Raw genomic sequence first — 25,822 nt, 5'->3', positions numbered from 1 at the left:
GCAGCAGCGGCCCAATCAGGTCCCACTCCGCATCCGACAAATCCCCGCGACCCATGACTGATCCTCAAAAAGCAGTCTTGAATCAGAAGGAGGAGGATTTGGGAATCCCTTTTGTCAACACGGCCTAGTCACGCAGCACAGGAGAACTTGATCTCCATGCGCTGCGTGGCTGGCCTGTCGGACTAGGCAAAGTCGACGGCTCAAAGGCGAGCGGCCAAACCCGCGTGTGACCGGCAGGGAGCCGATTTGACTGAATGGCCGATGCGCGGCCGTCCGGTCGTGGGTTCGGCCTAGGGACACGTCGCCAAAAAGCGTGTCGCTGCCGCCACTGCCTCGGCTCCGAAAGCTGCTGGGCATGCATCTGGCCGCGCAGATTGGCTCGCCTCGGGCGGTTATCAGGCGACGTAGGCCCCTCTACCACTCGCCACCAAGGTTCCGTCTGCGGCTAGGATCCGGGTAGCCGCGACGCTTATCTGCCGCCCTAATTTCACCGGGCTGCCGATCGCGCGAAGCGGCCCCAGCTTGGCCGGTCGGTGAAAATCCACATGGAGGTCCGCCGTCGCCCGCGCAGCACCCCCCATCGCGATGATCGTATAGAGGCCGGTCAGATCGATCAAAGCCGATACGATGCCACCATGCGCCGCGCCGACCGTCGGATTTGAGATGATTTCGTCTCGCCAAGGCATGGAGATCACCAACTCGTTGGCGCCGACCTCAGCGATGCTGAGCCCGAGCCAGCGGTGAAAAGGGGCCAGCGCCAATAGGTCACGTAATTCCTCAAGCCCCGGGACGGCGGGGGCATTCATGATTTCATTTCCGCTTCATGGATGCCGAGCAAAAACTCTAGGATCGATTGCCCGAAAGCGTCGTTCTCGTCCCCCACCACCATATGAGTCGCATTCGCAATGTCGCTATACGCCATATGAGGGACAAGGCCCTGGAAATGCTTGACGGCTTCCAGCGAGACGAGATCGCTTGACCCGCCGCGGATCAGATGCACCGGCAAGGTCAAGCAGGCAGCGGCCGCGCTGAGCTCGGTGCGGCCATGGTCGCTGGAAACGCCGCCGCCCTGCTGCGTCACTCTTTCGATGAAGGCGGGGTCCCAGTGCCAATAGAAGCGTTCATCGTCCTTGCGGCGCAGATAGTGTGCTAGCCCGGCCGAAGCCTTCCGGCTGGGGCGATGGGGCAGATAGTCGGCAATGACCTGTGCGGCCTCTTCCACCGACGCAAAACCATCGCGCGCATGCGCCGCCATGAAACCGACCACGCGGGCGACGCCGCTCGGTTCCATCTGAGGTGTGACGTCGACCAGCGTCAGCGATCCGAAACTTCCCGGTGCGCATTTTCCCTCGGCGATGATCCCGGCCAGGCCACCAAGAGACGCGCCAATCAGCGCCGGTTTGCTCGCCGTCGCCGCAGCGATCTCGACGAGATCGGCCGCAAAATCGGAGATATCATAGGCTCCGTCGCTGGCCCATGCACTCTCGCCGTGCCCGCGCATATCGACTGCGATGGTCCGGAAACCATGGCTCGCGAGCCGGTGGGCTACCGCCCTCCATGCCCTTCGGGTCTGTCCGCCGCCGTGCGCGAGGATTACCGGTAATCCGAGTTCCGGGCCATCAACCGACGCTGCGATTTCATGGCCCGCTTTCCCGGCAAGCGTGATCGACTGATCAATCATTCCACGATCATACTATATCATATCTTACAGTAAAGGGTTTTCAGAATATGATGTTGGCTCTACAGTCCATGACGATGGTTGAACCTCGCAATACAAGCGGCATCTCTCCCGCGAAAAGTCTTCTGACGGCCTCAGACGAGTTTGTCTTTCTCATCGAGGAAGTGCCCCGCAAACTGCGTCGGAAGTTTGATGCCTCAACGGCGCGCTTCGGATTGACGCGAACCCAGTGGCGCGCGCTCGTCTATATCTATCGGACCCCGGGCATGACCCAAACCGACCTCTCCAAATGCCTCGAACTGGAGCGTGCCAGCGTTGGCCATGTTGTCGACCAGCTGGAAAGAATGGTGCTCGCGGAACGGCGCGCTGCCAAGGGCGACCGGCGCGTCTGGGAACTTCATCTTTTGCCCCGAGCGATCGAAATCCTGCCTCAGCTGCGCGCCGAAGCCGACATGATCTACGCGCGACTGCTCCATATGATTTCCCCAACTGAGATACGCGCGATGCGCTCATTGCTGACGAAAATGTCCGGCAATCTCGAAAGCGGATCGGAAGACATGCCTCCTCGATAGGAGCCGTGGAAGATTTGAAATGGCCGACGCCATTCATCGTCAGCAAGCCGATATCCCCAACTGGCACCGCTCGCGTCTGAGGCGGCGCGCCGCGGCCGTTCTGCCCCCGCTGCATCAGGTTGCCAGCACTGACGGCTAACTAATTGCGAATATCGCGGCACGGAGCCCTACCTGCCTCCCGCCGTGTTGCAGAATAGTCCGATCGAGCCGGCAATCGTTCGGCGGTGAGCGCCCTCCCGCGAGGCGGGCCGCTCTTGGCTTCGCGTGCCAGCGCCAATTGACCGACGAGCTATTTCGTGCAACGAGTTGTCTACCAAGAAACGAACCTCTGCGTGGAGACCGACATGGCTCAACCCGAGCGCTTCATGTGAGGGCGGATTGCCGGTGCTGTCCGCCGTCAGCACCAATGGCACAGATTTGAGGTTGTGATTTAAGGAGGATTTGGGCTTCGTCGTAGTGACTAAGGAACGAGGATGAAGCCCAATCCTCCTTGAAAAAATCGGCGCCGAAGGCCCCTGCTGAGCGGCTGGTGAAGGACATACGGCGTGCGACGCGCCGGCACTTCTCTGCAGAGGACAAAATCAGGATCGTGCTGGAAGGCCTGCGCGGCGAGGACAGCATCGCCGAGCTGTGCTGCAAGGATGTCATCGCCCAGAGCTTGTATTACACGTGGTCGAAGGAGTTCATGGAGGCGGGCAAGCGGCGCTTGGCGGGCGACACCGCCCGTGCCGCGACCACCGGCGAGGTGCACGACCTGCGCCGCGAAGCCCGTGCCCTTAAGGAATGCGTGGCCAATCTGACGCTGGAAAACCGGTTGCTCAAAAAAAGCATGATCGCGGATAGGGCCGACGACGAATGAGGTAACCCGCATCCGAGAAGCTGGAGATCATTCGGATCGTCGAGCAGTCGCACCTGCCGGCCAAGCGCACGCTGGAGCAGTTGGGCATCCCGCGCCGGACCTTCTAACGCTGGTACGACCGCTACCTCGAGCGCGGGCCGGAGGCGCTGGAGGATCGGCCATCGGCCCCGAGGCGGGTGTGGAACCGCATCTGCGATGATATCCAGCAGCAGATCATCGACATGGCGTTGGATACAACCGACCTGTCACCCCGCGAGCTCGCGGTGCGCTTCACCGACGAGAAGCGCTACTTCGTGTCGGAAGCCACGGTTTACCGTATGTTGAAAGCCCATGACCTGATCGCCAGTCCGGCCTTCATCGTGATCAAGGCCGCCGACGGGTTCCACACCAAGACGACGCGGTCGAACGAGATGTGGCAGACCGACTTCACCTACTTCAAGATCATCGGCTGGGGCTTGGTGTACCTGTCGACCGTGCTCGACGACTTCTCCCGTTATGTCATCCTTTGGAAGCTGTGTACCACCATGCGGGCCGGGGATGTCACCGACACGCTGGAGCTGTCCCTCGAAGCTTCCGGATGCGCGTCGGCCAGGATGATCCACAAGCCGAAGCTGCCAATGGGCCCGGCCAGCATATTGCCCGCGCCCCTTAATTCGTCAGGGAAATGGGCGGCGAGGAATTGCCGCATTTCGGTGCGAAATGCGTCTTCGCTCGTCTAGACATCAGGTTCTAGCTGAGTTGGCACTGAAACCTCCGTTCAAAACTGAATTTGCGACGCCGCACGCGCACGACAGGGCTGCGCTCTGTCTGGTCAGTATTGCTGCTCGGGAACGTGCAAAATCAAACCTTCCACTCCTTCCACCATGGGTATCTGGCAGGCGAGGCGACTGTATTCGTTGGCACCTTCGGCAAATTGCAGAAGCTCTGCCTCCGCTGCCCCTTCGACCAGGCGACCAACCCTGTCGATCCAGGCCGGATCGACATGGACATGGCAGGTCGCACAGGCGCAGACACCGCCGCAATCGCCGTCGATGCCCGGTACATCATTGAAGAGCGCCGCCTCGCGTGCGGTTTCGCCCTCGGCAATTTCGACTTCCCGCCGCGTTCCATCGCTGGATACGAACGTCACTTTGACCATCATACACTCCGTATTTCTGCTTCAGCAAATCAGCGCGCGTGCAGCCGCACCGGCAGATTGGTGATCCCGCGCACAAGGTTTGAGAAAAGGCGCTCGGGCTCGCCGGTCACTTCGACCTTGGCGAACCGCTTGTGAATTTCTTCCCAGATGATCCGCAACTGCAGTTCTGCCAGCCTGTTACCCATGCATCGATGGATGCCATAACCGAATGACAGGTGATGGCGCGGATTCTTGCGGTCGATGATGAACCGGTCAGCCCGGTCGATGACCGTTTCGTCGCGGTTGCCCGACAGGTACCACATCACGACCTTGTCGCCCTTCTTGATCTGCTTGCCGCCAATCTCCCAGTCCTGCAGCGCAGTGCGGCGCATGTGAGTCAGCGGCGTCTGCCAGCGGATGATTTCCGGCACCATGCTGGCGATCAACGAAGGGTCGTCATTCAGTTTGCGATATTCATCGGGGTTCTGATTGAGCGCCAGCACACCGCCGCTTATCGAATTGCGCGTGGTGTCGTTGCCGCCCACGATCAGCAGCAGCAGGTTACCCAGAAATTCGAGGAAGGGCATATCCCGTGTCGCCGGGGAATGCGCCATTATGGAAATCAGATCGTTCTTCGGTTCTTCGTTGATGCGCTGCTCCCACAGTCCTTTGAAATACATCGCGCACTCGATGAGTTCTTCACGCCTCGCTTCGTACGATTCGACGATGCCGGTTTCAGGGGCGGCCGTTGTGACGTCGGACCAGCGCGTGAGCTTGCGGCGTTCCTCCCACGGGAAATCGAATAGGGTAGCAAGGGTCATCGTGGTCAATTCAACTGAGACCTTGTCAACCCAATCAAATTCCTCGCCTATCGGCAGATCATCGAGAATCTGACACGCTCGTTCGCGGATTGTCGGTTCGAGCAACAGCAAGTTGGACGGCGCTACAGCGGGGGTGACGGCCTTGCGTTGCTGGTCGTGCTTTGGAGGATCCATAGCGATGAACATTTCAAGTTCGAGCGCGCCTTCCACCGAATGCATGTCCTGAATGGCGATACCGCCGAGCTTTGCCTCCGACGAAAAGACTTTGTGGTTGGTGTCGACAGCCATGATATCGTCGAACTTGGTGATCGACCAGTAAGGCCCAACATAGCTTTCGCGGCAATAGTGGACCGGCTCCTCTTTGCGCAGCCGGTCGAAATACAGGCCGATCGTGTCCTGCTGAAAAAGACTCGGCCGTGCGACATCAATTTCGTCGATCGGAATGGCTGCAACTTTTCCGGCAGTATCCAGCTCCATCGTGTCGATGCTCATGTCTCGTCCTCCATCCCAGGCAAGCAGACTCACCTTGCTATCAAACAGGTAGATGTTTCGCAGGGTGTGGTCAATAAAGCTTATAAGGATTGTTGCGACATTTGACCGCACTGCAAACTTCATAGACTGATGCTGGACATGCCATCCGATAAACTCTTATAAGGTTTTATCAGAGGAGCGATTCCCAGTGATGCAACCGAAGGTCGATGATTCGAGGAAGGCCAAGCGTGCGCTCACGCTTGCGCAGGACATCGTACGCGATATCGAAGCCGGGGCGCATGTTGCGGGCGACAGGTTGGCGCGCGAGGACGAAATGCTTGCGCGATACGATGTCGCCCGAGCGACCTTGCGCGAAGCGCTTCGCTTCCTTGAACTCCAAGGCGTTATCCATCTTCAACTAGGTCGCGGTGGCGGGCCGGTGGTCGCTCGCCCGCAGACTGGCGATTTCGCAAACAGCCTCTCGCTGATCCTGCATTTCATGGAGGCGGACTTGAGGGGCTTGCTCGAATTGCGCGAAGCGATTGCGGCGGATGTTGCAGCCTATGCCGCCCAGCGCGCGACCACGGGTGATCTGAGCGCACTTGCCGATTGCCTCAAAGAGCTGGAGCGAAACGAAGCGAGCAGCCAGTTCGAGGAACTGAATCGCCGTTTTCACGATATGCTCGGCTGGGCCAGCGGCAATCCGCTTTTCGGCCTTCTGACTTCCGCGTTGCATATGCTTACCCGCGAATTCTCGCTCTCGCTGGGGTATTCGGCGCAAGAGCGTGCGGTCCAGTTGCGTTTCTTGCGCCGCGTCCTTGAAGCTGTGCGCAAGGGCGATGCCGAAGGAGCGCGGCAGGCTATGGCGCGTCTCGTGGCGGGCTCCGCCTCCTATCTCGCACAGAGAAGCCCTGAGCTTGTGTCCCAGAAGGTCAGGTGGGGACAGACGTAAAAAACGGGCGCCGGTGGGTGGCGCTGGATGGAGAGGGTATTACGATGGCACTCAAGAGCCGCATATGCGAAATTCTCGGGATCGAATACCCGATCCTTCTGGCCGGAATGGGCGGGGCGAGTGTCCCCGCGCTCGCGGCCGCAGTATCGAATGCCGGGGGACTTGGCGTTCTTGGCGCTGCGGCCTGCTCGCCAGACCAGTTGCGCAGCTGGATCCGCCAGACCCGCGAACTGACCGATAAGCCATTTGGGGTCGACACCCTTCTGCCTGCCTCCGTCAGGCGCGGTTCGGCACCGCAGAGCGGCGCCTCGCTCGAAAACCCGATGGCACTGCTTGGCGAATATCAGCAGTTCACCCGCGATTTCATGGAACGCGAGGATCTGCCCGAAGTGGATGCCGCAATGGCCATGCGCGCGGCTGGCGCGCCGGAAATGGGCAAGGGCGGTCCGCAGCTGTTCACGCGGGAGTTTTTCGAGGCGCAGATGGAAGTGGTAATCGAGGAAAAGGTGCCAGTCTATGCCGCCGGCCTCGGCAATCCCGGACCGTGGATGGACCGCCTTCATTCCAATGGCACCAGGGTCATGGCGGTGATCGGCAAGGTCAAGCACGCCCAGCAGGTGGTCGATTCCGGCATCGACATGATTGTGGCGCAGGGCCACGATGGCGGCGGGCACAACTCCCCGATCGGAACCTTCTCGCTGATTCCGCAGGTAGTCGACGCGGTGGGCGATCGGGTTCCCGTGATCGGAGCAGGTGGAATCTCCGATGGCCGCGGAGTCGCCGCAGCGATGATGCTGGGCGCTCTGGGCGCGTGGGTCGGAACGGCGTTCCTGGCAACCGAAGAGGCAGGGATTGAACGGTTCCAAAAGGAAGCAATAACCGACGGCGGCGATGCAGATACCGTCGTTAGCCGTTCGTTGACCGGCAAGCCTGCGCGCATGATCCGCAACAAATGGGCCGATGCTTGGGTTGCGGCGGGCAAGGAGCCGCTTCCGATGCCTTACCAGTCGATGATTTCAGGGCCGGTCATGGCTTCGGGCATAAAGGCTCAGCGCAAGGATATCATGCCCGGCTTCGCGGGGCAGGGAATTGGATTGATCCATTCGATCCGTCCAGCGGCAGAGGTCATGCGCGATCTTGTCGAAGGGGCCGAAAGGGCGCTGGCCGATGCCAGATTCTATTCCTGAATTGCGGCAAGACGGGTACGCTGTATGAACGCTTCGCAGACCTTATCCTTTGCCGACAAGGCCGCCATAACCGGTGTGGGCGAAACCGCATTCGTCAAGGGCACCGAACGGACCGCGGTGGACATGATGCTGGAAGCCTCGCGCCGCGCAATCTCAGATGCCGGGCTGAAACCTTGCGACATCGACGGCATGGTGCCGCCGCCGATCTATACGACCTCGGAGGAAATGGCCGCCAATCTCGGCATTGATGTGCTGCGCTATGCGGCCACCGTTCACATGGGCGGCGCCAGCCCGACGACGGCGCTGCAGAACGCGGCAATGGCGATCGCCAGCGGGCTTTGCGATCACGTGCTGGTGACGCTCGGTTGGAACGGCTATTCCGCCCTCAGGCCCAAGCCGGGTGCCCCGCCCACTCGGGCGATGAACATGAACACGCTGACCAATACCATCCAGGGCTATTACATCCCCTATGGTGTGTTCCTGCCGGTGCAGATGTATGCTTGGCTGGCGACCCGTCACTCGAAGCTTTACGGCGTGGGCGCGGATGCGATGGCAGCGGTAGCGCTAGCCTGCCGGCGTCACGCGCAGTTGAATCCGCGCGCCTTTACCTATGGGCGCGAACTCGACGCGGAAACCTATCATTCGGCGCGCTGGATATCCGAGCCCTTCCGCCTTTACGATTGCTGCCTTGAAACCGATGGCGCCTGCGCGGTAGTCATATCGCGAATGGATCGGGCCAGGGATATGCCGCATGTGCCCGTCAGCATCGCCGGTGCCGCGGAAGGCCACCCCTATCCCGCCGACGACATCCCCTCGCGGCCCGATCCCTTCAAGATTGGCCTCAGCTATGCTGCCCCGCGCGCTTTCGACATGGCGGGCGTCAAGCGCGAGGACATGGATTTCCTGCAGATTTACGACTGCTTTACCTATGTCGTTCTGCTGCAACTGGAAGCGATGGGCTATTGCGAACCGGGTGCACAGTTCGAATTCGTCGCCAATGGCCAGATTGAGCTGGGTGGCCGCTATCCGATCAACACCCATGGCGGCTTGCTCAGTGAGGCGCATGTCTGGGGACTCAACCACGTGGTCGAGGCAGTGCGCCAGCTTCGTCACGACTGCGGCGAGCGCCAGGTGCTGGGAGCCCAAACTGGTCTTGTGACCGGCTGGGGTGACCTTGGCGATGGAAGCATTGCCATTCTCAGGAGGTTTGCATGAGCAGCGAGAGCGATCTGCCTCCCAAAATGCGGCCCTCCGCGCAGGTTGCGCCGCCCAAACCGCGACCTCGCCCGCAAGACCCGGTTGAGCAGGAATTCTGGAAGCGGTGCCAAGACGGCAATCTCTATTTCCAGCGCTGCGGCGGCTGCGGCTGCTTCCGCCACCTACCGCGCTATATGTGCGCAAAGTGCGGCTCGCCGGAATTCTCCTGGGAACGCAGCAGTGGCAAGGGCACGCTGTTTTCCTGGACCGTTACCCACCAGGCCCTCCACCCGGCTTTTGCCGACGAAATTCCCTTCGTGGCGGCGGTGGTGGAATTGGAAGAGGGCGTACGCATGGCCACGCGCCTGATTGGTTGCGATCACGAGCGCCTAGCGCTCGACCTTCCGGTGGAAGTGGAATTCGAATTGATCGGTGAGGACTTCCGCCTTCCTGTTTTCCGCCTGCGTGAAAGTTAGAAGCGTCATGGATCTTGATTACGGGCCCGAATACGATGTCTTCCGCAAGCAAGTGCGGGCTTTCATCGAAGCGCACCGCCATCTCGCGCCGCCTTCTGCTGACCGGGCGGCCCGACCTTCGTCCAAGGCAGTCGAATGGCAGAAGCTGTTGATCGAGCATGGGTATACCGCGCGAACGATCCCGCAGGAGTATGGAGGCTATGGAGCGGAGCCGGACATTCTCCAATCGCGCATCATCGCAGAGGAATTTGCGCGGGCCAGGGTGCCGGGCGGGCTTTCTAATCAGGGAATCTCGATGTTCGTGCCGACCCTGCTTGAACTCGGCACCGAGGAACAGAAACGGCGCTGGATCGAACCCACGTTGAAAGGCGATATCGTATGGTGCCAGGGCTATTCCGAACCCGGTGCCGGGTCGGACCTAGCCAACCTCAAGACCAGCGCGCACATCGAAAACGGCGAATTTGTTATCAATGGCCAGAAGATCTGGACCAGCACCGCCAAGCAGGCCGACATGATCTTTTGCCTGGTCAGGACCGAACCTGACGCACCCAAACATGGCGGCATTTCCTACCTGATCTTTTCGATGGACACGCAGGGCATCGAGGTTCGCCCCTTGAAGACGATGACCGGTCACGCCGAGTTCAACGAGACGTTCTTCACCGATGTGCGCGTCCCCATGCACCAGATCGTCGGCCAGCGGGGCCAGGGCTGGTTCGTCGCGAACGCAACCCTAGGCCATGAGCGCGGAATGCTGGGCGATCCCGACGCGCTCGAAAACCGGCTGCAGGCGCTGATCGCACTGATGCAGGAAGAGCGTTTGGGCCAGGGTCGCGCGATCGACAATCCGGTACTGCGCGACCGGCTAGTGGCACTTCAGGCCGAAGTAGCGGCGATGAAATACAATGGGATGCGCATCCTTTCGAACAGCCTTAGGGGAGAGCCGGGCGGCATGGCGAAGCTGATCGTCAAGTTGCAAAGCTGTGAACTCGCTCACCAGATATCCGCGCTGGCAATCGACGCCATGGGCGAACTGGGCATACTCTATCACCACAGCCCGCGTGAGCGGGACGGCGGGGCGTGGCAATGGAACTATATGTTCCAACTCGGTCTCATCATCGGCGGCGGGACCGCTCAGATCCAGAAGAACATCATCGCCGAACGCGGCCTTGAAATGCCACGTGAGCCGAACCCCGCGGACATGGCGCGACAGAAGCAGGGAGCAGACTGATGGACTTTGGACTTTCGCAGGACCAGCAGATGTTGCGCGACGCCGTTTCGCGGTGCCTCGCCGATACCAGCCCGCTCAGTCACGTCCGCGAATGTGCGGAGCGGGACAATCCGTTGAGCGACCAGGTGTTGCGCGCCCTCCACGATCTGGGCGTTGCCGGAATGCTCGTCCCCGAAGAGCATGGCGGGCTCGGCATGACCTTGCTCGACGCGGCGGTGGTGGCGGAACAGCTTGGCTATGCGGTCGCACCGGTGCCGTTTCTCGCCAGTCAGGTTCTCGCACCGATCGCCTTGCGCGAAGCTGGCAACGAGGAGCAAAAGGCCCACTGGCTGCCAAAGATAGCGAGCGGCGAGGCGCGTGTCGGTGTCGCGATTTCCGAGACGATCGAGGTGCGCGACGGCGCGGGAGTTTCCTCTGCCGGCGGGAAGCTCAACGGCACCGCCCTGTTCGCGCTCGATTTCGAAGGAGCTGATGCCTACGTCGTCGCCGATTCCGGTGGCAGGCTGCACCTTGTCGGTGCCAAGGCGTCCGGGCTGGAAGCTATCGCGTTGACGACCATCGATCGCACCCGTAGCGTCGGGGAATTGCGGTTTGACGGGGACGAAGCGGAACCACTGGCTGACGATGGCGGAGCTACAGTGGCCCGGCTGCGCGATGCGGGCCGCGTGATCCTCGCCGCAGACAGCCTTGGCGCAGGTCAGGCCATGATCGAAAGGGCTGTCGATTATGCTGGTCAGCGCGAACAGTTCGGCCGCCTGATCGGTAGTTTCCAGGCCGTAAAGCATATGTGCGCCGAGATGGCCGCGCGGCATGAACCGTGCCGTTCGCTCGTCTGGTACGCCGCCCACGCCTTCGACGCGGTGCCGAATGAGGCATCACTGCTTGCCTGCCATGCCAAATCGCACACGGCCGAGGTCTATCGATTTGTCGCACGCACTTCCACCGAAGTGCACGGCGGAATGGGATTCACCGACCTGCTTGGCCTGCATTACTGGTTCAAACGGATCGGATTCGACCGGCAGGTTCTGGGTGGGCCAGAAGCGGTCCGGGCGGAGGCTGCGGCACTTCAGGGCTGGACCAAAGCTGCGTGATGTTTCTTCCAAGGGAAGTGCGCCAAAGCCGCCACCCCGTTCGGAGAGGGGAACTAATGTGATCGACTGGAATCTCGGCGACATTCTCGACGCTATCGAGCCCGTCATGCCAAAGGATGCGCCGGCCCTGATACACGGCGACCGGATCATCACCTGGCCCGAAATGTCGGGACGTTCGAACAATGTTGCCCGCGCGCTCCGGCAGCGCGGAGCCGGCAATGGGGCCAAGGTTGCCTTTTATATGCGCAACCGACCCGAATATGGCGAGTTGATGGCAGCCTGCTTCAAGGGGCGCCTGATCCATGTGAACATCAATTACCGCTATGTCGCCGAGGAGGTCTTCTATATCTTCGACGATTCCGATAGCGAAGTGATCGTCTACAGCTCGGAATTCCGCGACTGTATCGTCGAGCTCAAGGATCGGCTCGAGAAGGTTCACACCTTTGTGGAAATTGGCGAGGCTTCGCAAATCGCGCCTTTTGCGATCCCTTACGAAACACTCGCGCAAGAAGGCGACGGATCGGCGCTCGGCATAGTGCGCTCTCCCGAAGATCAGCTCTTCATCTATACCGGCGGCACGACGGGCATGCCCAAGGGCGTGATGTGGCATCACGACCAAATGCGCAAAGCACAGCTCGAGGCCCAGAAGCTGCTCGCCCCCGTTCCTCAGACACTCGAAGAACACGTCGCGTTGATCACAAGTCAAGGGCCCGGCAACCGCACCCTGCCATCCTGCCCGATGATGCACGGGACCGGCTTCATCACCGCGATCGGCACACTTATGTCGGGCGGCGCCATCGTTACACTCGCAGACTCGTCCTTCGATGCGACGGAGTTGTGGGAAACAGTTGATAAGCATAAGGTGCAAAGCATCGCAATTGTGGGCGATGCCTTTGCCAAGCCAATGCTGCAGGCGCTGGACCGGAATCCCGGCCGCTGGGATACCAGCAGCCTCGTCACCATCGTTTCATCCGGCGTGATGTGGAGCAAGGAAGTCAAGGCTGGGCTGTGCAAGCATATCCCCCAGGTGGTGCTGATGGACAGCTTCGGCGCTTCCGAAGGGCTCGGCTTCGGCCGCTCCATCACAACCGCGCAAGGGGGCACCAACACCGCGAAATTTGCGATTGGCGAATTCTGTCATGTCTTTGATGAAAACGACCAGAAAGTGACGCCGGGAAGCGGCGTACCGGGATTTATCGCCCTCATGGGTGCGATCCCAGCGGGTTATTACAAGGATCCCGAGAAATCCGCCAAGACCTTCCGCACAATCGATGGGGTCCGCTATTCGATTCCGGGCGACTGGTGCACGGTCGAGGCCGATGGCAGCCTGACCTTGCTGGGCCGTGGCAGCGTTTGCATCAACACTGCTGGCGAGAAAGTTTACCCCGAGGAAGTCGAGGAGATTCTCAAGACCCATCCCGCGATTGGTGACGCGCTGGTCGTGGACGTGCCAAACGAAAAATGGGGTCAGGCCGTCACCGCCGTCGTCCACCTCAGCGGCGACGTTGCGTTCGACGAGCAAGCCGTCAAGGATCATGTGCGGGGGCAGTTGGCAGGCTACAAAACACCGAAGGCCATATATCCAACGAAGATCCCCCTGCGCGCATCGAACGGCAAGGCCGACTATGCAACGGCGAAGGCAATTGCCGAGAGCCTGACTGCCGCTTCATGACGAATCAGACTTCGCCCGATTATGACGCTGTGATCATCGGTGCTGGCTTCAGCGGGATCTACTTGCTCCACAAGTTGCGGGACGCCGGGTTCAACGTGCTGCTGGTCGATGCTGCGACCGATCCGGGCGGCATCTGGCACTGGAATTGCTATCCCGGCGCACGCGTGGATTCGCAGATTCCGCTCTATGAATTCTCGATCCCCGAAGTGTGGCGGACATGGACTTGGAGTGAGCGCTTTCCCGGCTGGGAAGAACTCAGGGCCTATTTCCGCCATGTCTGCGATACGCTGAACCTTTGGCCGCTGATGCGGATGGGATCGAGGGTCGAAAGCGCCGATTTTGATGCAGGGCGGGGACTATGGAATCTACAGCTTGAGGGCGGGCAATCCGTATCGACACGCTTCTTGCTCCCAGCCCTCGGTTTTGCGTCGAAGCCGTATATCCCCGACATTCCGGGCATTGAGGATTTCGAGGGCGAATGGTGCCACACGGCGCGCTGGTCGCAGGAGGGTATTGATCTCGATGGGCGCAAAGTTGCCCTGATCGGAACCGGAGCGAGCGGTGTGCAGGTCGCCCAAGAAGCAGCCAAGCGGGCTGAAGCGCTGATCCTGTTCCAAAGAACCCCGATCCTGGCCCTGCCGATGCGGCAGGAGCGGCTGACGCGGGAGGATCAGGAACGCGAAAAGCACAGCTATCCTGCCCTTTTCGAACAGCGCAGGCAGACGAGCGGAGGATTTGAAAGCCAGTCACTTGAAGTCTCGGCGCTCGAAGTCGACGAGATTGAGCGCAATGCCCACTTCGAAGATTTATGGCAGCGAGGCGGATTGAGGTTCTGGTACCACAACTTCGCCGACTTGCTTACCAATCGCGCAGCCAATCGCCACGCCTACGATTTCTGGCGCGACAAGGTTCGCGCGCGGATCGCCGATCCCGATCTGGCCGAGAAACTCGCCCCATCCGAACCGCCGCATCCGTTCGGCACGAAGCGACCTTCGCTGGAACAGGGATATTACGAGATTTTCGCGCAGGACAATGTTGCGCTGGTTGATCTGAAGGCAAACCCGATCACCCGTGTCGGGCTGCACGCAATCACAACCGCAGACGGCGAGGTCGAATGCGATCTCATCGTTTTCGCCACCGGCTTCGACGCGGGGCGGGGCGGGTTGATCGACATGAACATCACCGGCAGGGGCGGCCTGTTACTGTCGCAAGCTTGGGACAACGGGCTGCGCGCCTATCTGGGAATGGCGGTATCGGGTTTCCCCAACATGCTGTTCGCTTACGGACCCCTGAGCCCCTCGGGTTTTTCCAACGGCCCGACAAGCGCGGAAATGCAGGGCGACTGGATCTGCGATTTCATGGTCTGGCTGCGAAACAACGGTTACGATCTTTTCGACGCCGATCCGCAAGCAGAGGCGGACTGGACCGAAATGGTCGCTCAGGTTGGCGCTATGACGCTCTTTCCCGAAGCGGACTCCTGGTACATGGGCGCAAACATCCCGGGTAAGAAGCGCCAACTCATCAATTTTCCAAGCGTGTCGACCTATGCTGCGATTTGCGGCGATGTGGCACGCGATGCCTACCGCGGCTTTGCCGCCAGCACACCAGCGAACAAGGACAGCGCAACCTGATGAATGAGATGTTCAGAATAAGTGACTTTCCAGTGGACATTGATCCTGTTTGGGCTGGCGACGGCTCACATCTGCCCGAATGGTTCGTGTCGGCGCTCAAGGTGCCCCGCGAAGAAGGTTATGTGGAAATAGATGGGGCCAAGGCGCACTATTTCCGCTGGGGTGACCCCAGCAAGCCCAAGGTATTGATGACCCATGGCTTTCTGGCACATGCGCGCTGCTTTGCCTTCATTGCACCGTTTCTGGCAGAAGATTATGACGTGGTGGCGTTTGATCTGGCCGGCATGGGCGACAGCGACATGCGTGGTCGCGCCGACCTCTTGGCGAGAGGGGGCGAGTTTCGCGAGATTGCCGAGGCGCTGAATATGTTTGCGGATGGCCAAAAGCCGACAATCATCGCGCACAGCTTCGGGTCGGGCGCAGCCCTGACAGCCGTGACCCAGTGGCCCGAGGCCTTTGCCGGAGTGGTGGTTTGCGATCTCATGATCATGCGGCCCGCTCTCCTGGAAGAGTACTGGAACCTCAGGCGGTCAAGCCCTGGTTCCGGCGATCCGGACAAGCCCAGCAAGCGTTATCCTTGCTATGAAACGGCACGTAAGCGGTACATCCTTTCCCCGCCCCAGCCGGTCGGCGAGCCATTCCTTCTGGACTACATGGCCTATCATTCCCTGCGACAGGATGGAGACGAGTGGACGTGGAAGTTTTCAACCGAGGTCTTTCGGAGGAGCAACAAGCCCAACGAATGGCTCACCATGGGCGAGCGTCTGGTGCAGGCACCGGGCCGGAAGGCCATCGTGCACGGCGGTATGAGCCAACTCTTCACCCCGGAATCGGCCGAATACGTCCGCGAGCTGGGTGGAGGTGACATTCCGATCATCGCGGTGCCTGAAGCCCGTCACCATCTGATGCTCGATCAGCCTTTGGCCTTTGTAACCGCACTCCGCAGCATTCTTGCCCTTTGGGATACGCACACTGCACCGCCACTTGCAGCCTGATCCTGGTTGTCCTTCGCCCCGGGTTCCCGCAGGTGCGGTGCTTGCCAGACCTTGCCTGCCGGGAAAGGGAGCTGCCACTCAGCGTTCGCCGGCCATGCCGTTGCGGCGTTCAAGCCATCGTTCGCGCCGCACCAGATAGAACGGGAAGGCGAAACAGTGCCAAGCAGCGAAAGCATGTAACCGGTGTTTTCAGGCCACGGTGGACCATGGCATGAGTTGGGCGAGATTGTTGGCGGGATGACCGTTGGCAAGTTTCACGAGGGTCTGGGTCATCCACCCGTGCGGGTTGACGCCGCTGATCTTGCAGTTTTCGATGAGCGTGGCGATCACCGCCCAGTTGTCGCCGCCTTCGTCGGAACCGGCAAACAGGGCATCTTTGCGATTCAATGCGAGGGGGCGGATCGAGCGTTCGACGGTATTGGAGTCGAGCTCGATGCGGCCGTCGTCGATGAACCGGGACAGTCCATCCCAGCGGGTGAGCGCATAGCGGATCGCCTCGCCGAGCTTGCTCTTGGCGCTGACTTGGCGGCCAGGGGCGGCAAGATATTGATGAAGATCACCGACGATGACGCGGCTGCGTTCGGTCCGAGCGGCACAGCGTTGCTCGGCGGGTGAACCGCGCACCTCGTCCTCGACACCATAGAGCAAGGCAATGCGGCGCAGCACTTCGGTGGCGACCGGCGACGTGTCGGCCAGTTCGTAGAACTTGCGGCGGACGTGCGCCCAGCAGAAAGCGAGCCGGATCTGCTGGCGCCGCCGGGCGAGCGCGGCGTAGCCGCCATAGCCATCGACCTGCAGGATGCCCGCGAAATCACCAAGGTGCGTGTGAGGGCGTTTTGCCTTGCGATCTGGCGCATAGACATAGGCAACGATCGGCGGATCGCAGCCGCCCCATGGTCGATCATCGCGAGCATAGGCCCAGAGCTGTCCTGTCTTGGTCGGCCCGCGCCCGGATCGAGGACCGGGGCGGTTATCTCGTCGGCGAACAACCGCTCGGATCGTCGTAGCTCGTCGAGAATGTGGTCACGCAAGGGGCGCAGATACCAGGCCGCTCGCCCGACCCAGTCGGCCAAAGTGGATCGGTCGAGCCGGATGCCCTGCCGGGCGTATATCTGGGCCTGCCGGTAAAGCGGCAGGTGATCGGCATACTTGGATACCAGCACCTGGGCGATCAGTGCCTCGGTGGGAGTACCGCCCTCGATGATCCGCGCTGGCGCCGGAGCCTGCACGATCGCGCTCTCGCACGAACGGCAGCCATAACGCGGCCGCCGGGTGACCAGGACGCGGAAGGTGGTCGGCACCACATCGAGGCGCTCGGCCACATCCTCGCCGATCTTCCGAATGTGCCGATGGCAGGATCACACCCTCGGCCTCAAGCTGTTTACGCAAATCCCGCCGCCAGGCGTATAGCTGCGAGGGATCCAGCCCATGCCGGCGCGCCACAGGACTGACGCCCTTGCGGCCCGAATAGCACTCCGCGACAATCGAGGCCTCCACCTCGGGCGGCCACTCCCGCCGCTTGCCCGCGCCGATGAACACCTCAAGGCGGCGCGCCAAGCTGGCCGCCGGACGCCCACCCAGCGCCAGCCTAAGGTGATGTACGATAGAATCCAGGCGGGCCGTACGCCGGGCAAATGTTGCAGTCACATCTGGAGGAAAGCGTTCAACGAAGATCCGCGTGGTGCAGCGGGATGTGGCGCAGCGAAAACGCCGGGCGACAAGAGTAATCCGAACCGGTCGGCCATGAGAGAGTAGATCGGCGAGTGTACAGTGATATCGACTGTGGACACGCGCAGATGGGCGGCAGCAGTTCGGGTAAATCGAAACTCGAAATCGGGATCGCCGGGTGATCCGTATCTGATCGGCGGCATACTCGACCTTGTCGATCACCAATCCTGTTGGCGCAATGGCTTCGCGAAAACCTCTCCCATGCATGGCGATCTCCTCCTTCGGGGAAAAACTCGCCACTATCAACGCACTTGCACCAAAAGTGAGTCAGAGCCCCATTCTGGCGCTAATCCACATCCTAACGCGAAGGGCTCGGGCGCTTTAGCGTACGAAAGCCTCTGATGGGGGAACCCGCGTGGGCTCTGGGATTGAGCTATGGGATTTGTTTTGGCCTGGTCGGAAGGGCACCGTACATAGTTGCAAGACGACCCGGGCGACAGCGCGAGGCGCGAACTCGACCGTTATGATCGACGCTCAAAGCCTCCATTTGTCGTCCTTTGGCGGATGTGCGGCAACTCTCTGAGGCGATCGGCGCAAGGCGGCCCGTTGGCCAGCGCCGGGCGCGCGCGGTCGTTCTTGGGAATGGGGGCAATTGCCGCACTGGCCGAACTCGAACGCGTGGTCTCGACCTTATTGGCCTCGTCAACAGGACTGGGCCGCAATAGCTAGCAAGTTGCCAGCTCGAATTCGACGCTCATAAAATGATTACTCGGTCGGCGATTTTTCTGCCGGCGAGCTTGAAAAGCTGCGACTGCGATCGCGAGCGAATTTGCAACCAAAAATCGGCTTCCGATATCGTCCAGCCCTTGCCAAATTTTGTGATGGTTTCTATGATGGTTTCAGCGGTATCTCGTTGTTGATTGCATCGGATTTCCGCCGCTTTGATGCCCAGTTCAGTTCCTCTTCTGGCACCATTTTTCTTTTCGGACGCATCCGCAAGCGTCCGGAAAAATCCATGAAATCAAAGGTTTTCACGGATCTGGCGTCCACCGGCATCCGGCTGAAATCGTTGCGATTGACGGTATCCGACGGCATTTTTGACGGTATCGAAACCGGCAAAAAGGTGGCTTCATGCTTGCCGATTTGGCAGTCCGAAAGGCAGTTGCGCGCGACAAGCCCTACAAGCTCTCCAACGGCAGAGGCCTGTACCTGCTGGTCACCAGGGCCGGTCAGCGATGCAGGCGGGTCGACTATCGCTTTGGAGAAAAGCGAGCGACAGCCGCGCTGGGGGGCAGCCCGCGCCATAGCTAGCTTTTCGTGATCGTCGTATTGAGTGCTGGCGATCGACATGGATAGAGCCCGGACTTCGACAATACCCTATAGCGCAGAACGTCCGCTCAAGCTACTAAGTCACTTACCGATCGGTAAGATTTTCCGGATTAACCGTCGAATTGGAGCACATCCTTCCCGATCGGGAAGAAATGGATTTGAAACCGTAGAGTACATATGCAATCTTCCCGTTCGGTAAGAATGACGTGATCGACAACGCAACCGAATTCGGCGCAGCCGTCGCCTCGGCCCGCAAGGCCCTTGGTCTTACCCAGCGGGAGTTGGCGCTCACCATCAATAGCGGCGAACGCTTCATCGTCGATCTGGAAGCTGGGAAGCCCACCGCGCATCTCGGCAAGGCTCTCGCCGCAGCCAAGGCAGTCGGCCTGCGGCTCACCGCAACCGGCTTTTCGCAGGCCTGACGGTGGACCTTCGGGTACATTACGGAGACCGCCTGGTCGCCACGATCAGCGCCGACGCGCAGGCAACCCGCCTTGCCTATGCGGATGCCTGGAGTTCATCCGCTGACAGCTTCCCTGTCTCGCTGGCCATGCCGATCCGGCCACAGCCCTATGAAGGGGGCCAAGTCCTTCCCTGGCTGATGAACCTCCTGCCGGAGGGCGAACCGCTGCGCGCCATGGCGCGCGCGCTCGGTGCAGCGCCGGAGGACGCCCTCGGGCTGATGGCGCAGACCGGCAACGATCTGGCAGGCGCGCTCAGCATCGCGCCGCCGCAGCCGCGCGGCGAGCCCGGCTATCGCACAATCCCGGATGCCGACGCACTGGAGCGGATCATCGAGGAACTGCCAGCGCGGCCATTCCTGGTCGGCGAGGACGGCGTCTCGATGAGCCTTGCCGGCGCGCAGGAGAAGCTGCCGATGGCTTTTATCGACGGCCAGATTGCGGTGCCGATCAACGGCGCGCCATCCACCCATATCCTAAAGCCCGACAATCGACGCCTACCCGGCAGCGTCCAGAATGAAGCGCTTTGCATGCATCTCGCCCGCCGCATCGGCCTCAATGTCGCGCCGGTGACAACGGGCGTTGCAGGGGAACGCAGCTACCTGCTGGTCGAGCGCTATGACCGGACGGGTACTGGCAACAACGTGCGCCGCCTGCATCAGGAGGATTTCTGTCAGGCACTCGGCCGCCCGCCTGCCGCCAAGTATGAATTCAACGGCACCGGAACGCGCGGCCCCTTGCTCGCCGACATGTTCGCGGTTGTCCGCCAGCATATGACGGCGCGCGACATCACCCGGCTGCTGGACGCCGTGATCTTCAATATCGCCATCGGCAACGTGGACTCCCACGCGAAAAACTACTCGATCCTGCTCGGCCCAGGTGCCCCGCAGCTTGCCCCGCTCTACGACGTGATGTCGGGCCTCGCCTGGACCAACATCACCCAGAACCACGCCCAAGCGATCGGCGAGCAGCGCCGCGGCCGCCACATCTACGGTCGCCACTGGCGGCGCATGGCCGACGCCGCAGGCCTGGCAGCGCGGGGTACGGTGCAGAGGGTGGAGCAGGTGACGGCACGGTTGCTGCGCGAATTGCCCGCAGCGGTCGAGGAGGTGGCAGCTATGCCAGTAGGTTCGCCGATGCTGGAGGTCTTCGCAAAAGAGATCGAGGAGCGGGCAACAGAAGTCAGGGGGCACGCCGAAAAAGAAGGCCTGCCCGACACCGCTGAAATGCCTACGGACGACGTACCGACGATAGGCGCAAGCGCCTATTCTGCTGACAGGGAAGCGGGAGCGTCATGACCAAAGGCATCTTCGTTCATCGCACCGACTCGATCTACGACGACAGCCCGGCGGAGCAGTATCAGTTCCCGCGCCAATACCTGACCCGTGTCAGCGCCTGCATTGGCCATTGGATCATCTATTACGAGCCAAGCAAGATCCGCGACACGCGCGGATACTTCGCGGTGGCCAAAGTAGCTCATGTCGTGCCGGACCCGACCGCCAGGGACATGTATCTCGCCATGATCGAACCCGGAACCTACCTGGACTTCCCCAACCCGGTCCCGTTCAACGGTCCCCTGGGGCTAGTCGAACGCGGAGTTCTCAACGAGCAGGGCAAGATTTCGGGACGCGCCCAATCCGCAGTTCGGCCCCTATCCATCGAGGACTTCAACCGCATCATCGACCTTGGCCTCGTGGAAGATGACAGCTTCCTGCCGAGGATCGATGAGACGCCCGAGCACCTGCTGCGCGAGGAGCGCTCACCGTTCCAGTTCGAGATCGAACGGGACCGCGCGGCAAATCTCGGTTCACGACTGGTCCGTGACCGCCTGTTCCGCCGTCGTGTTGTCGAGGCCTATGATGCCCGCTGCGCCGTAACCGGGCTGAAGTTGATCAATGGCGGCGGCCGCGCTGAGGTCGAGGCCGCCCACATCCGGCCCGTGGATCGTGGCGGGCCGGACATCGTGACCAATGGGATTGCCCTTTCAGGAACTGTCCACTGGATGTTCGATAGGGGCCTGATCGGATTGAATGACGACCTTGAGATTCTCGTCAGTCGGCAGGCGAACGACCCCGACAGCATCCGCTCTCTGATCAACAGGACCGGCTTCGCCATCCCACCACAGCGACCGCTAGAGCGCCCGCATCCGGCCTTCCTTGCCTGGCATCGAGAGCATTGTTTCAAGCACTGACAAACCTGCATCAGGCGCCGCAGCGGCTCCGAACTCCTAAGGAACGTGATTCAGTGTCGCCTAACCGAGGGCGCTATTGGGATGAACGGGTAGCAATGCATCAGTGGCGGAGCGATTATCTCGACGCCTTGCGCGTCTGATGAAGCCCAAATCTCGGCCCTAACCGCCAAATGAAACGCGCCCACTTGCAAAATCCGAAGTTTGTTCTTATGAATGGAAATGCAGAATTTCATTCTGGAGAATTTAATGGCGACGCGGCCAGCCTCCCAAGCGGATCAGGGACGAGTTCTCTCGGAAGCGGTAGCGCGTGTGGCGACGTGCTGGAAGCTGACGAACGAGCAGTTGGGCTCAGTGGTCGGTATTTCCGCGGCAACGGCCTCGCGGCTTCGTTCCGGCAGTTATCAACTTCAGCGAGCCGAGAAGGCGTTCGAACTTGGGCAGTATCTCGTCCGGCTTTTTCGCAGCCTCGATGCGCTCATGGGAAGCGACGATGCGGCGTCGACGTCTTGGTTGAAGTCGGAAAACTTGGATCTTGGCGGCAGACCGATCGATCTGATCCGCTCCATCCGCGGTCTGAACGACGTGGCCGACTATGTCGATGATTACCGCGCCCGCGTTTGAGCGAACGCCGAAGCCAGAGCATTTTCGCTCCTACAGTGGAAAGCTGTGGCGGATCGTCGAGGCGCAACATCGGATTTCGACTAACCGCCTGGCTGCTGGCTCCGACGATCAAGCGTTGCTCGAACAGCTGGTGGAAGAAGTAAAGCCGACCTTGCCGGTGACGGCGAGACACCTTCACTACCTGCTCGCGACGCCGTTTCGCTACGGTCACAAGAGTAGTTCAAGATTTCGCCGCGCCGGCGAGAAGCCCGGCATTTTCTACGCCGCAGAGTCAATTGGTGCCGCGATCGCCGAGACAGCCTATTGGCGGCTGCGCTTCTACTCCCGGTCGCCCGGATTCCAGCCGCCGAACACGACCGTTGAACACTCGGCAATCAATGTCTCGGTTGCGATCGATCGGTTGCTCGACTTGTGCGCAGATCCATTTGTTGCGGGCGCGTCGCAGTGGATGGCGCGGGACGACTATTCCGCTTGCCAGCAATTTGCGTCTGAAGCGCGAGAGATTGACGCGCAGGCTATTCGCTATGTGTCCGTTAGAGATCCTCAGCATCGCGCGAACGTGGCCCTGCTGGATCCATCGGTCTTTCGTGATCCAGCGCCCCGCAATGCCCAAACTTGGCATATTCGCTATGAGCAAGGCGAGTTGATCGCTCTTCGCGCTTTTCCGTCGGAAGATCGGTTTAGGTTTCGTCCCTCCGACTTTGGGCTTTGAGCGCCGAAGCCCTTTTGCGAGCACCCGCGTCCACATAGTCCGCGGCTTCGCTTAAGAGCGAATATTTGGGCCGGGTTCGCGCGGTCATTGGGGTCACCTTGAACCGCCCCGGGATTCCCGCGAAGACCGGCTTCGCCTGTGGCGCGCCGAGCGCGCCGTCGATCGGATGGAGGAGATGGACCGCAAGGTCTTCCTCGCGATCCGTGTCGAGGAACTCGGCTATTCCGAAATCGCCGCCCGGTTCGGCATCACGGTTGCCGATGTCGAATGGCATTTTGCAGGTGCCCTTCGCGTCCTCATGATCGCCATGGACGAAAAGGATCCATGGTGGTGGCGATTCGGGCTCTAGGAAGGCGCGCGGGCCGGATGGCGCTTGCCATCCGGCCCGCGCGATTACAGGGTGATAATCATCATGCGTACCGACCTTGATCATCTTCCGGCCGCCAAGCAGCGCGAACTCGAGCGCGTGAAGGCAATCATCTTCGAGGAATTTGCCGACAGCATCGCGCTCGCGACGATGAGCTGGAAGAAGAAGGGACGCATCGACAAGATCATCCTCTACGGCAGCTATGCGCGCGGCGGCTGGGTCGATGAGCCGCATACCGCCAAAGGCTATCGCTCGGACTTCGACCTGCTCATCATCGTCAGCGACAAGCGGCTCATCGACAAGGTCGATGTCTGGTCGAAGCTCGACGACCGGTTCGCCCGGGAGCTTTTGATCGACCAGACCCTCAAGACCCCGGTGAACTTCATCGTTCACACCCTGCAGGAAGTGAACGACGGGCTCGCGCACGGGCGCTATTTTTTCATGGACGTCGCGCGCGACGGGATCGCCCTCTACGAGAGTGACGACAAGCCACTCCACACCCCGAAACCCAAGACGCCGCAGCAGGCGCTGGCCATGGCGCAGGAGTATTTTGACGAGTGGATGCCGCTGGCGGCCAGCGCTCAAAAGGGCTTCCACTTCTTCGTCTCACAGAATGAATTGCGCGACGCAGCATTCATTCTGCACCAGGCAGCTGAACGACTTTATCACTGCGTCCTTCTGGTCTGCACGTTCTACTCGCCGCACGTTCACAACCTCGGGTTCCTGCGTACCCAGGCCGAGCGCATCGACATGCGCCTCGTCGATGCCTGGCCGCGCGAGATGAAGGCCGACCGTTCGCGCTTCGAGAAGCTCAAGGAAGCCTATGTGAAGGCGCGCTACTCGAAGCACTATAAAATCACCGAAGAGGAACTGCGCTGGCTCGGCGAACGCGTCGAAGAATTGGGCCGCGCTGTGCATGCCGTTTGTTCGGAACGGATTGCTGCGCTCGAGACAGCGATGACGAAGGCCGGCTGATCCTTGCCACGCCGATCGACAATAGCCACCCAGATCGAGGCGCTGATCCAGCGCCTCGAAGGCGTCGCAATCTGCGATGACTGCGTTACGGACAGGCTCGGCCAGAAGTAACTGCAAAACCCAGCGTTTTTCTCACCCGTCTGTGTGACGATGGAATGCGCTATGCGTGAGTATGACGCTCAATTTTGTGCCATTTGCTGTTTCCCGCGTGTCGGCGGTCAAAGTACCCGACAGCAAGGACCATTTGCGCCGGCGCGGGCTTGAGATCTTGCCCAGAAGCGCTTTGATGCTTTCCGTCCGACGTTATATGGGGCCCATATCGATTGCGTCACTCGTTTCGCGGTCGGCCGCCGCGCGCAGAACTTCATGCAAAGACAGATCGATGAGCTCTGAATTCTGATGAATTATCGTCATTCCTTCCATGCCGGCAACAGCGCCGATGTCGTGAAGCATTGCCTGCTTATCGCTCTCGTGCGGGCCTTGCAGCAAAAGCCCGGCGCGCTGACCCTGATCGACACCCATTCCGGATGCGGGCTGTACGATCTCAAGGGCGATCAGGCGCAGCGCACCGGGGAGGCTGCGCAGGGTGTGCTGCGGGCCTTTGCCGACGCGAACTCCTTGCTCGACGATTACCGCGCCGCGGTACAGGCCGTGAATGCCGGGGGTGAGCCGCACCTCTACCCCGGCTCGCCGCGCATTCTGGAGCAGCTGTTGCGGCCCCAGGATTTTCTGATCCTCAACGAAAAGCATGCCGAAGACGCCGCGGCCCTGCGCAGCGCGATGCGCGGCACATCCGCGGCCGTGCATGAGCGCGACGCCTATGAGTTGTGGCTCGCAATGCTGCCGACCCGAACGTCACGCGGTGTGGTGGTGGTCGATCCGCCCTATGAGCAGACGGATGAGCGCGCCCGTATCGCAGCCACTCTTGCTGCCGCTCACCGCAAATGGGCGCACGGCGTAACCGTGATCTGGTATCCGCTGAAAGACCGCGCGGCGCACGTGCGATGGAAGCAGCAGCTGAGGCGGCTGGGCATCCCGAAATTCCTGTGGGTCGAGCATTGGCTGTACGATGCCGATCAGCCGGGCATCTACAACGGCGCGGGCCTTTTCATCATCAACCCGCCATACGCCTTCACGCAGGCGCTGCCCCCGCTGCTCGAAGCCCTCCGCGCCGCGCTGGCGCCGGAAGGGCACCGGGGCGAGCTCGCAGCGGATTGGTTAGGAAATTAAGACAACCTCCATCACCGAGTTCACAGAAAGAGAGCCCCGGGGGCTCCATCTTCCAGCGTGTCTCGGACTTGGTTGCCAGACTCAAAGGGTATGTGGCCAGCTCTAGCGCGATGCTGCTGAAATCGTCCCAAACAGGACCCGATCAAGCACCCACGCAAAAGACCCTTCAGCCGCACGTGTCGGGTTTGCCTTGGGAGGAGAGTGGTGCCGCTTACAGGACTCGAACCTGTGACCCCATCATTACGAATGATGTGCTCTACCAACTGAGCTAAAGCGGCAACGATGGGCGCCTCTATCAGCGTGCCGGGGCGAAGACAAGCG

At 60.8% G+C, this 25,822-nt stretch carries 24 protein-coding genes, 1 tRNA gene and 3 pseudogenes; 20 read left to right on the top strand and 8 right to left on the bottom strand.

Annotation, left to right across the window (positions count from 1 at the left end; genetic code table 11):
* Positions 1 to 395: 395 nt before the first annotated feature.
* Both P1IM2_RS11330 and P1IM2_RS11325 read right to left on the bottom strand, forming a co-directional pair.
* Positions 396 to 806, bottom strand: a complete 411-nt coding sequence (locus P1IM2_RS11330; RefSeq protein WP_054588691.1) for a hotdog fold thioesterase — start codon at positions 804 to 806, stop codon at positions 396 to 398.
* Positions 803 to 1,681 carry an alpha/beta fold hydrolase gene (locus tag P1IM2_RS11325; RefSeq protein ID WP_039575377.1) on the bottom strand — a complete coding sequence of 293 codons (879 nt, stop codon included), beginning with the start codon at positions 1,679 to 1,681 and terminating at the stop codon, positions 803 to 805. Before P1IM2_RS11325 ends, P1IM2_RS11330 begins: the two co-directional genes overlap by 4 nt.
* A gap of 68 nt (positions 1,682 to 1,749) precedes the next feature.
* Between P1IM2_RS11325 and P1IM2_RS11320 the strand changes: the two genes are divergently transcribed.
* Positions 1,750 to 2,250 (top strand): MarR family winged helix-turn-helix transcriptional regulator, encoded by a 501-nt coding sequence (locus P1IM2_RS11320; protein WP_223181259.1) that lies wholly within the window; start codon positions 1,750 to 1,752, stop codon positions 2,248 to 2,250.
* 490 nt (positions 2,251 to 2,740) lie between these two features.
* A pseudogene (locus tag P1IM2_RS11315) lies at positions 2,741 to 3,723 on the top strand (helix-turn-helix domain-containing protein); the annotation flags it as partial.
* A 197-nt stretch (positions 3,724 to 3,920) separates the two neighbouring features.
* Here the strand turns inward: P1IM2_RS11315 and P1IM2_RS11310 are convergent.
* Positions 3,921 to 4,250 carry a 2Fe-2S iron-sulfur cluster-binding protein gene (locus tag P1IM2_RS11310; RefSeq protein ID WP_228383639.1) on the bottom strand — a complete coding sequence of 110 codons (330 nt, stop codon included), beginning with the start codon at positions 4,248 to 4,250 and terminating at the stop codon, positions 3,921 to 3,923.
* A gap of 26 nt (positions 4,251 to 4,276) precedes the next feature.
* A complete protein-coding gene (locus P1IM2_RS11305) occupies positions 4,277 to 5,539 on the bottom strand; it encodes a cytochrome P450 (RefSeq protein WP_039575372.1) in 1,263 nt (420 codons plus the stop codon).
* A gap of 190 nt (positions 5,540 to 5,729) precedes the next feature.
* Here P1IM2_RS11305 and P1IM2_RS11300 point away from each other — a divergent pair, with 190 nt between their 5' ends.
* The 9 genes from P1IM2_RS11300 to P1IM2_RS11260 are packed head-to-tail and all read left to right on the top strand — an operon-like array spanning position 5,730 to position 15,947.
* Positions 5,730 to 6,470 carry a FadR/GntR family transcriptional regulator gene (locus P1IM2_RS11300; protein ID WP_039575369.1) on the top strand — a complete coding sequence of 247 codons (741 nt, stop codon included), beginning with the start codon at positions 5,730 to 5,732 and terminating at the stop codon, positions 6,468 to 6,470.
* Positions 6,471 to 6,514: 44 nt separating this feature from the next.
* Positions 6,515 to 7,657, top strand: coding sequence for an NAD(P)H-dependent flavin oxidoreductase (locus tag P1IM2_RS11295; RefSeq protein WP_054588690.1), 1,143 nt, complete (start codon positions 6,515 to 6,517; stop codon positions 7,655 to 7,657).
* 24 nt (positions 7,658 to 7,681) lie between these two features.
* Positions 7,682 to 8,872 carry a thiolase C-terminal domain-containing protein gene (locus P1IM2_RS11290; RefSeq protein ID WP_054588689.1) on the top strand — a complete coding sequence of 397 codons (1,191 nt, stop codon included), beginning with the start codon at positions 7,682 to 7,684 and terminating at the stop codon, positions 8,870 to 8,872.
* Positions 8,869 to 9,330, top strand: a complete 462-nt coding sequence (locus tag P1IM2_RS11285) for a Zn-ribbon domain-containing OB-fold protein (protein ID WP_054588688.1) — start codon at positions 8,869 to 8,871, stop codon at positions 9,328 to 9,330. The genes P1IM2_RS11290 and P1IM2_RS11285 overlap by 4 nt, the downstream gene beginning before the upstream one ends.
* A 7-nt stretch (positions 9,331 to 9,337) precedes the next feature.
* Entirely contained in the window at positions 9,338 to 10,558 is a 1,221-nt protein-coding gene (locus P1IM2_RS11280) for an acyl-CoA dehydrogenase family protein (protein ID WP_054588687.1), read from the top strand.
* Complete coding sequence (locus P1IM2_RS11275; RefSeq protein WP_054588686.1) at positions 10,558 to 11,649, top strand: acyl-CoA dehydrogenase family protein; 1,092 nt, start codon at positions 10,558 to 10,560, stop codon at positions 11,647 to 11,649. Before P1IM2_RS11280 ends, P1IM2_RS11275 begins: the two co-directional genes overlap by 1 nt.
* A gap of 58 nt (positions 11,650 to 11,707) precedes the next feature.
* Positions 11,708 to 13,321, top strand: coding sequence for an acyl-CoA synthetase (locus tag P1IM2_RS11270; RefSeq protein ID WP_054588685.1), 1,614 nt, complete (start codon positions 11,708 to 11,710; stop codon positions 13,319 to 13,321).
* Complete coding sequence (locus tag P1IM2_RS11265) at positions 13,318 to 14,952, top strand: NAD(P)/FAD-dependent oxidoreductase (protein WP_186402556.1); 1,635 nt, start codon at positions 13,318 to 13,320, stop codon at positions 14,950 to 14,952. Before P1IM2_RS11270 ends, P1IM2_RS11265 begins: the two co-directional genes overlap by 4 nt.
* On the top strand, positions 14,952 to 15,947 hold the full coding sequence (locus P1IM2_RS11260) for an alpha/beta fold hydrolase (protein WP_039575348.1): 996 nt from the start codon (positions 14,952 to 14,954) through the stop codon (positions 15,945 to 15,947). Before P1IM2_RS11265 ends, P1IM2_RS11260 begins: the two co-directional genes overlap by 1 nt.
* A gap of 189 nt (positions 15,948 to 16,136) precedes the next feature.
* Here P1IM2_RS11260 and tnpC read toward each other — a convergent pair.
* The 3 genes and pseudogenes from tnpC to P1IM2_RS19065 form a co-directional block, all read right to left on the bottom strand.
* Positions 16,137 to 17,302: pseudogene (gene tnpC, locus P1IM2_RS11255) on the bottom strand (IS66 family transposase); the annotation flags it as partial.
* Positions 17,303 to 17,324: 22 nt separating this feature from the next.
* A pseudogene (locus P1IM2_RS19070) lies at positions 17,325 to 17,882 on the bottom strand (transposase); the annotation flags it as partial.
* Positions 17,883 to 18,503: 621 nt separating this feature from the next.
* The gene (locus tag P1IM2_RS19065; protein ID WP_409574535.1) at positions 18,504 to 18,710 is read right to left on the bottom strand and encodes a hypothetical protein; all 207 of its coding nucleotides are present in this window, start codon (positions 18,708 to 18,710) and stop codon (positions 18,504 to 18,506) included.
* A 36-nt stretch (positions 18,711 to 18,746) separates the two neighbouring features.
* On the opposite strand from P1IM2_RS19065, the gene P1IM2_RS19060 reads away from it, so the two are divergent.
* The 9 genes from P1IM2_RS19060 to P1IM2_RS11205 all read left to right on the top strand — a co-directional run bounded on the left by P1IM2_RS19060 (position 18,747) and on the right by P1IM2_RS11205 (position 25,501).
* A complete protein-coding gene (locus P1IM2_RS19060; protein ID WP_409574534.1) occupies positions 18,747 to 18,926 on the top strand; it encodes an Arm DNA-binding domain-containing protein in 180 nt (59 codons plus the stop codon).
* Between the two features lie 224 nt (positions 18,927 to 19,150).
* A complete protein-coding gene (locus tag P1IM2_RS11240; RefSeq protein ID WP_186402496.1) occupies positions 19,151 to 19,366 on the top strand; it encodes a helix-turn-helix domain-containing protein in 216 nt (71 codons plus the stop codon).
* Positions 19,367 to 19,368: 2 nt separating this feature from the next.
* On the top strand, positions 19,369 to 20,703 hold the full coding sequence (locus P1IM2_RS11235) for a type II toxin-antitoxin system HipA family toxin (RefSeq protein ID WP_186402495.1): 1,335 nt from the start codon (positions 19,369 to 19,371) through the stop codon (positions 20,701 to 20,703).
* A complete protein-coding gene (locus P1IM2_RS11230) occupies positions 20,700 to 21,596 on the top strand; it encodes an HNH endonuclease (RefSeq protein ID WP_186402494.1) in 897 nt (298 codons plus the stop codon). The genes P1IM2_RS11235 and P1IM2_RS11230 overlap by 4 nt, the downstream gene beginning before the upstream one ends.
* A 213-nt stretch (positions 21,597 to 21,809) precedes the next feature.
* Positions 21,810 to 22,217, top strand: a complete 408-nt coding sequence (locus tag P1IM2_RS11225; RefSeq protein ID WP_260833979.1) for an MbcA/ParS/Xre antitoxin family protein — start codon at positions 21,810 to 21,812, stop codon at positions 22,215 to 22,217.
* A complete protein-coding gene (locus P1IM2_RS11220; RefSeq protein WP_186402493.1) occupies positions 22,189 to 22,929 on the top strand; it encodes an RES family NAD+ phosphorylase in 741 nt (246 codons plus the stop codon). Before P1IM2_RS11225 ends, P1IM2_RS11220 begins: the two co-directional genes overlap by 29 nt.
* 166 nt (positions 22,930 to 23,095) lie before the next feature.
* A complete protein-coding gene (locus tag P1IM2_RS19055; protein ID WP_409574533.1) occupies positions 23,096 to 23,278 on the top strand; it encodes a sigma factor-like helix-turn-helix DNA-binding protein in 183 nt (60 codons plus the stop codon).
* Positions 23,279 to 23,341: 63 nt separating this feature from the next.
* A complete protein-coding gene (locus P1IM2_RS11210) occupies positions 23,342 to 24,271 on the top strand; it encodes a nucleotidyltransferase and HEPN domain-containing protein (RefSeq protein ID WP_186402491.1) in 930 nt (309 codons plus the stop codon).
* Between the two features lie 399 nt (positions 24,272 to 24,670).
* Positions 24,671 to 25,501 carry a 23S rRNA (adenine(2030)-N(6))-methyltransferase RlmJ gene (locus tag P1IM2_RS11205; RefSeq protein WP_186402490.1) on the top strand — a complete coding sequence of 277 codons (831 nt, stop codon included), beginning with the start codon at positions 24,671 to 24,673 and terminating at the stop codon, positions 25,499 to 25,501.
* Between the two features lie 202 nt (positions 25,502 to 25,703).
* On the opposite strand, the gene P1IM2_RS11200 is transcribed toward P1IM2_RS11205, so the two are convergent.
* Positions 25,704 to 25,779, bottom strand: a tRNA-Thr gene (locus P1IM2_RS11200).
* Between the last annotated feature and the right edge of the window lie 43 nt (positions 25,780 to 25,822).

Source organism: Sphingopyxis sp. P1IMeth2 (assembly GCF_900185685.1).
GTDB classification, from domain to species: domain Bacteria; phylum Pseudomonadota; class Alphaproteobacteria; order Sphingomonadales; family Sphingomonadaceae; genus Sphingopyxis; species Sphingopyxis terrae_A.
The sequence above is the reverse complement of the archived record's forward strand: the minus strand, read 5'-3'. Positions and strand labels throughout refer to the sequence as shown.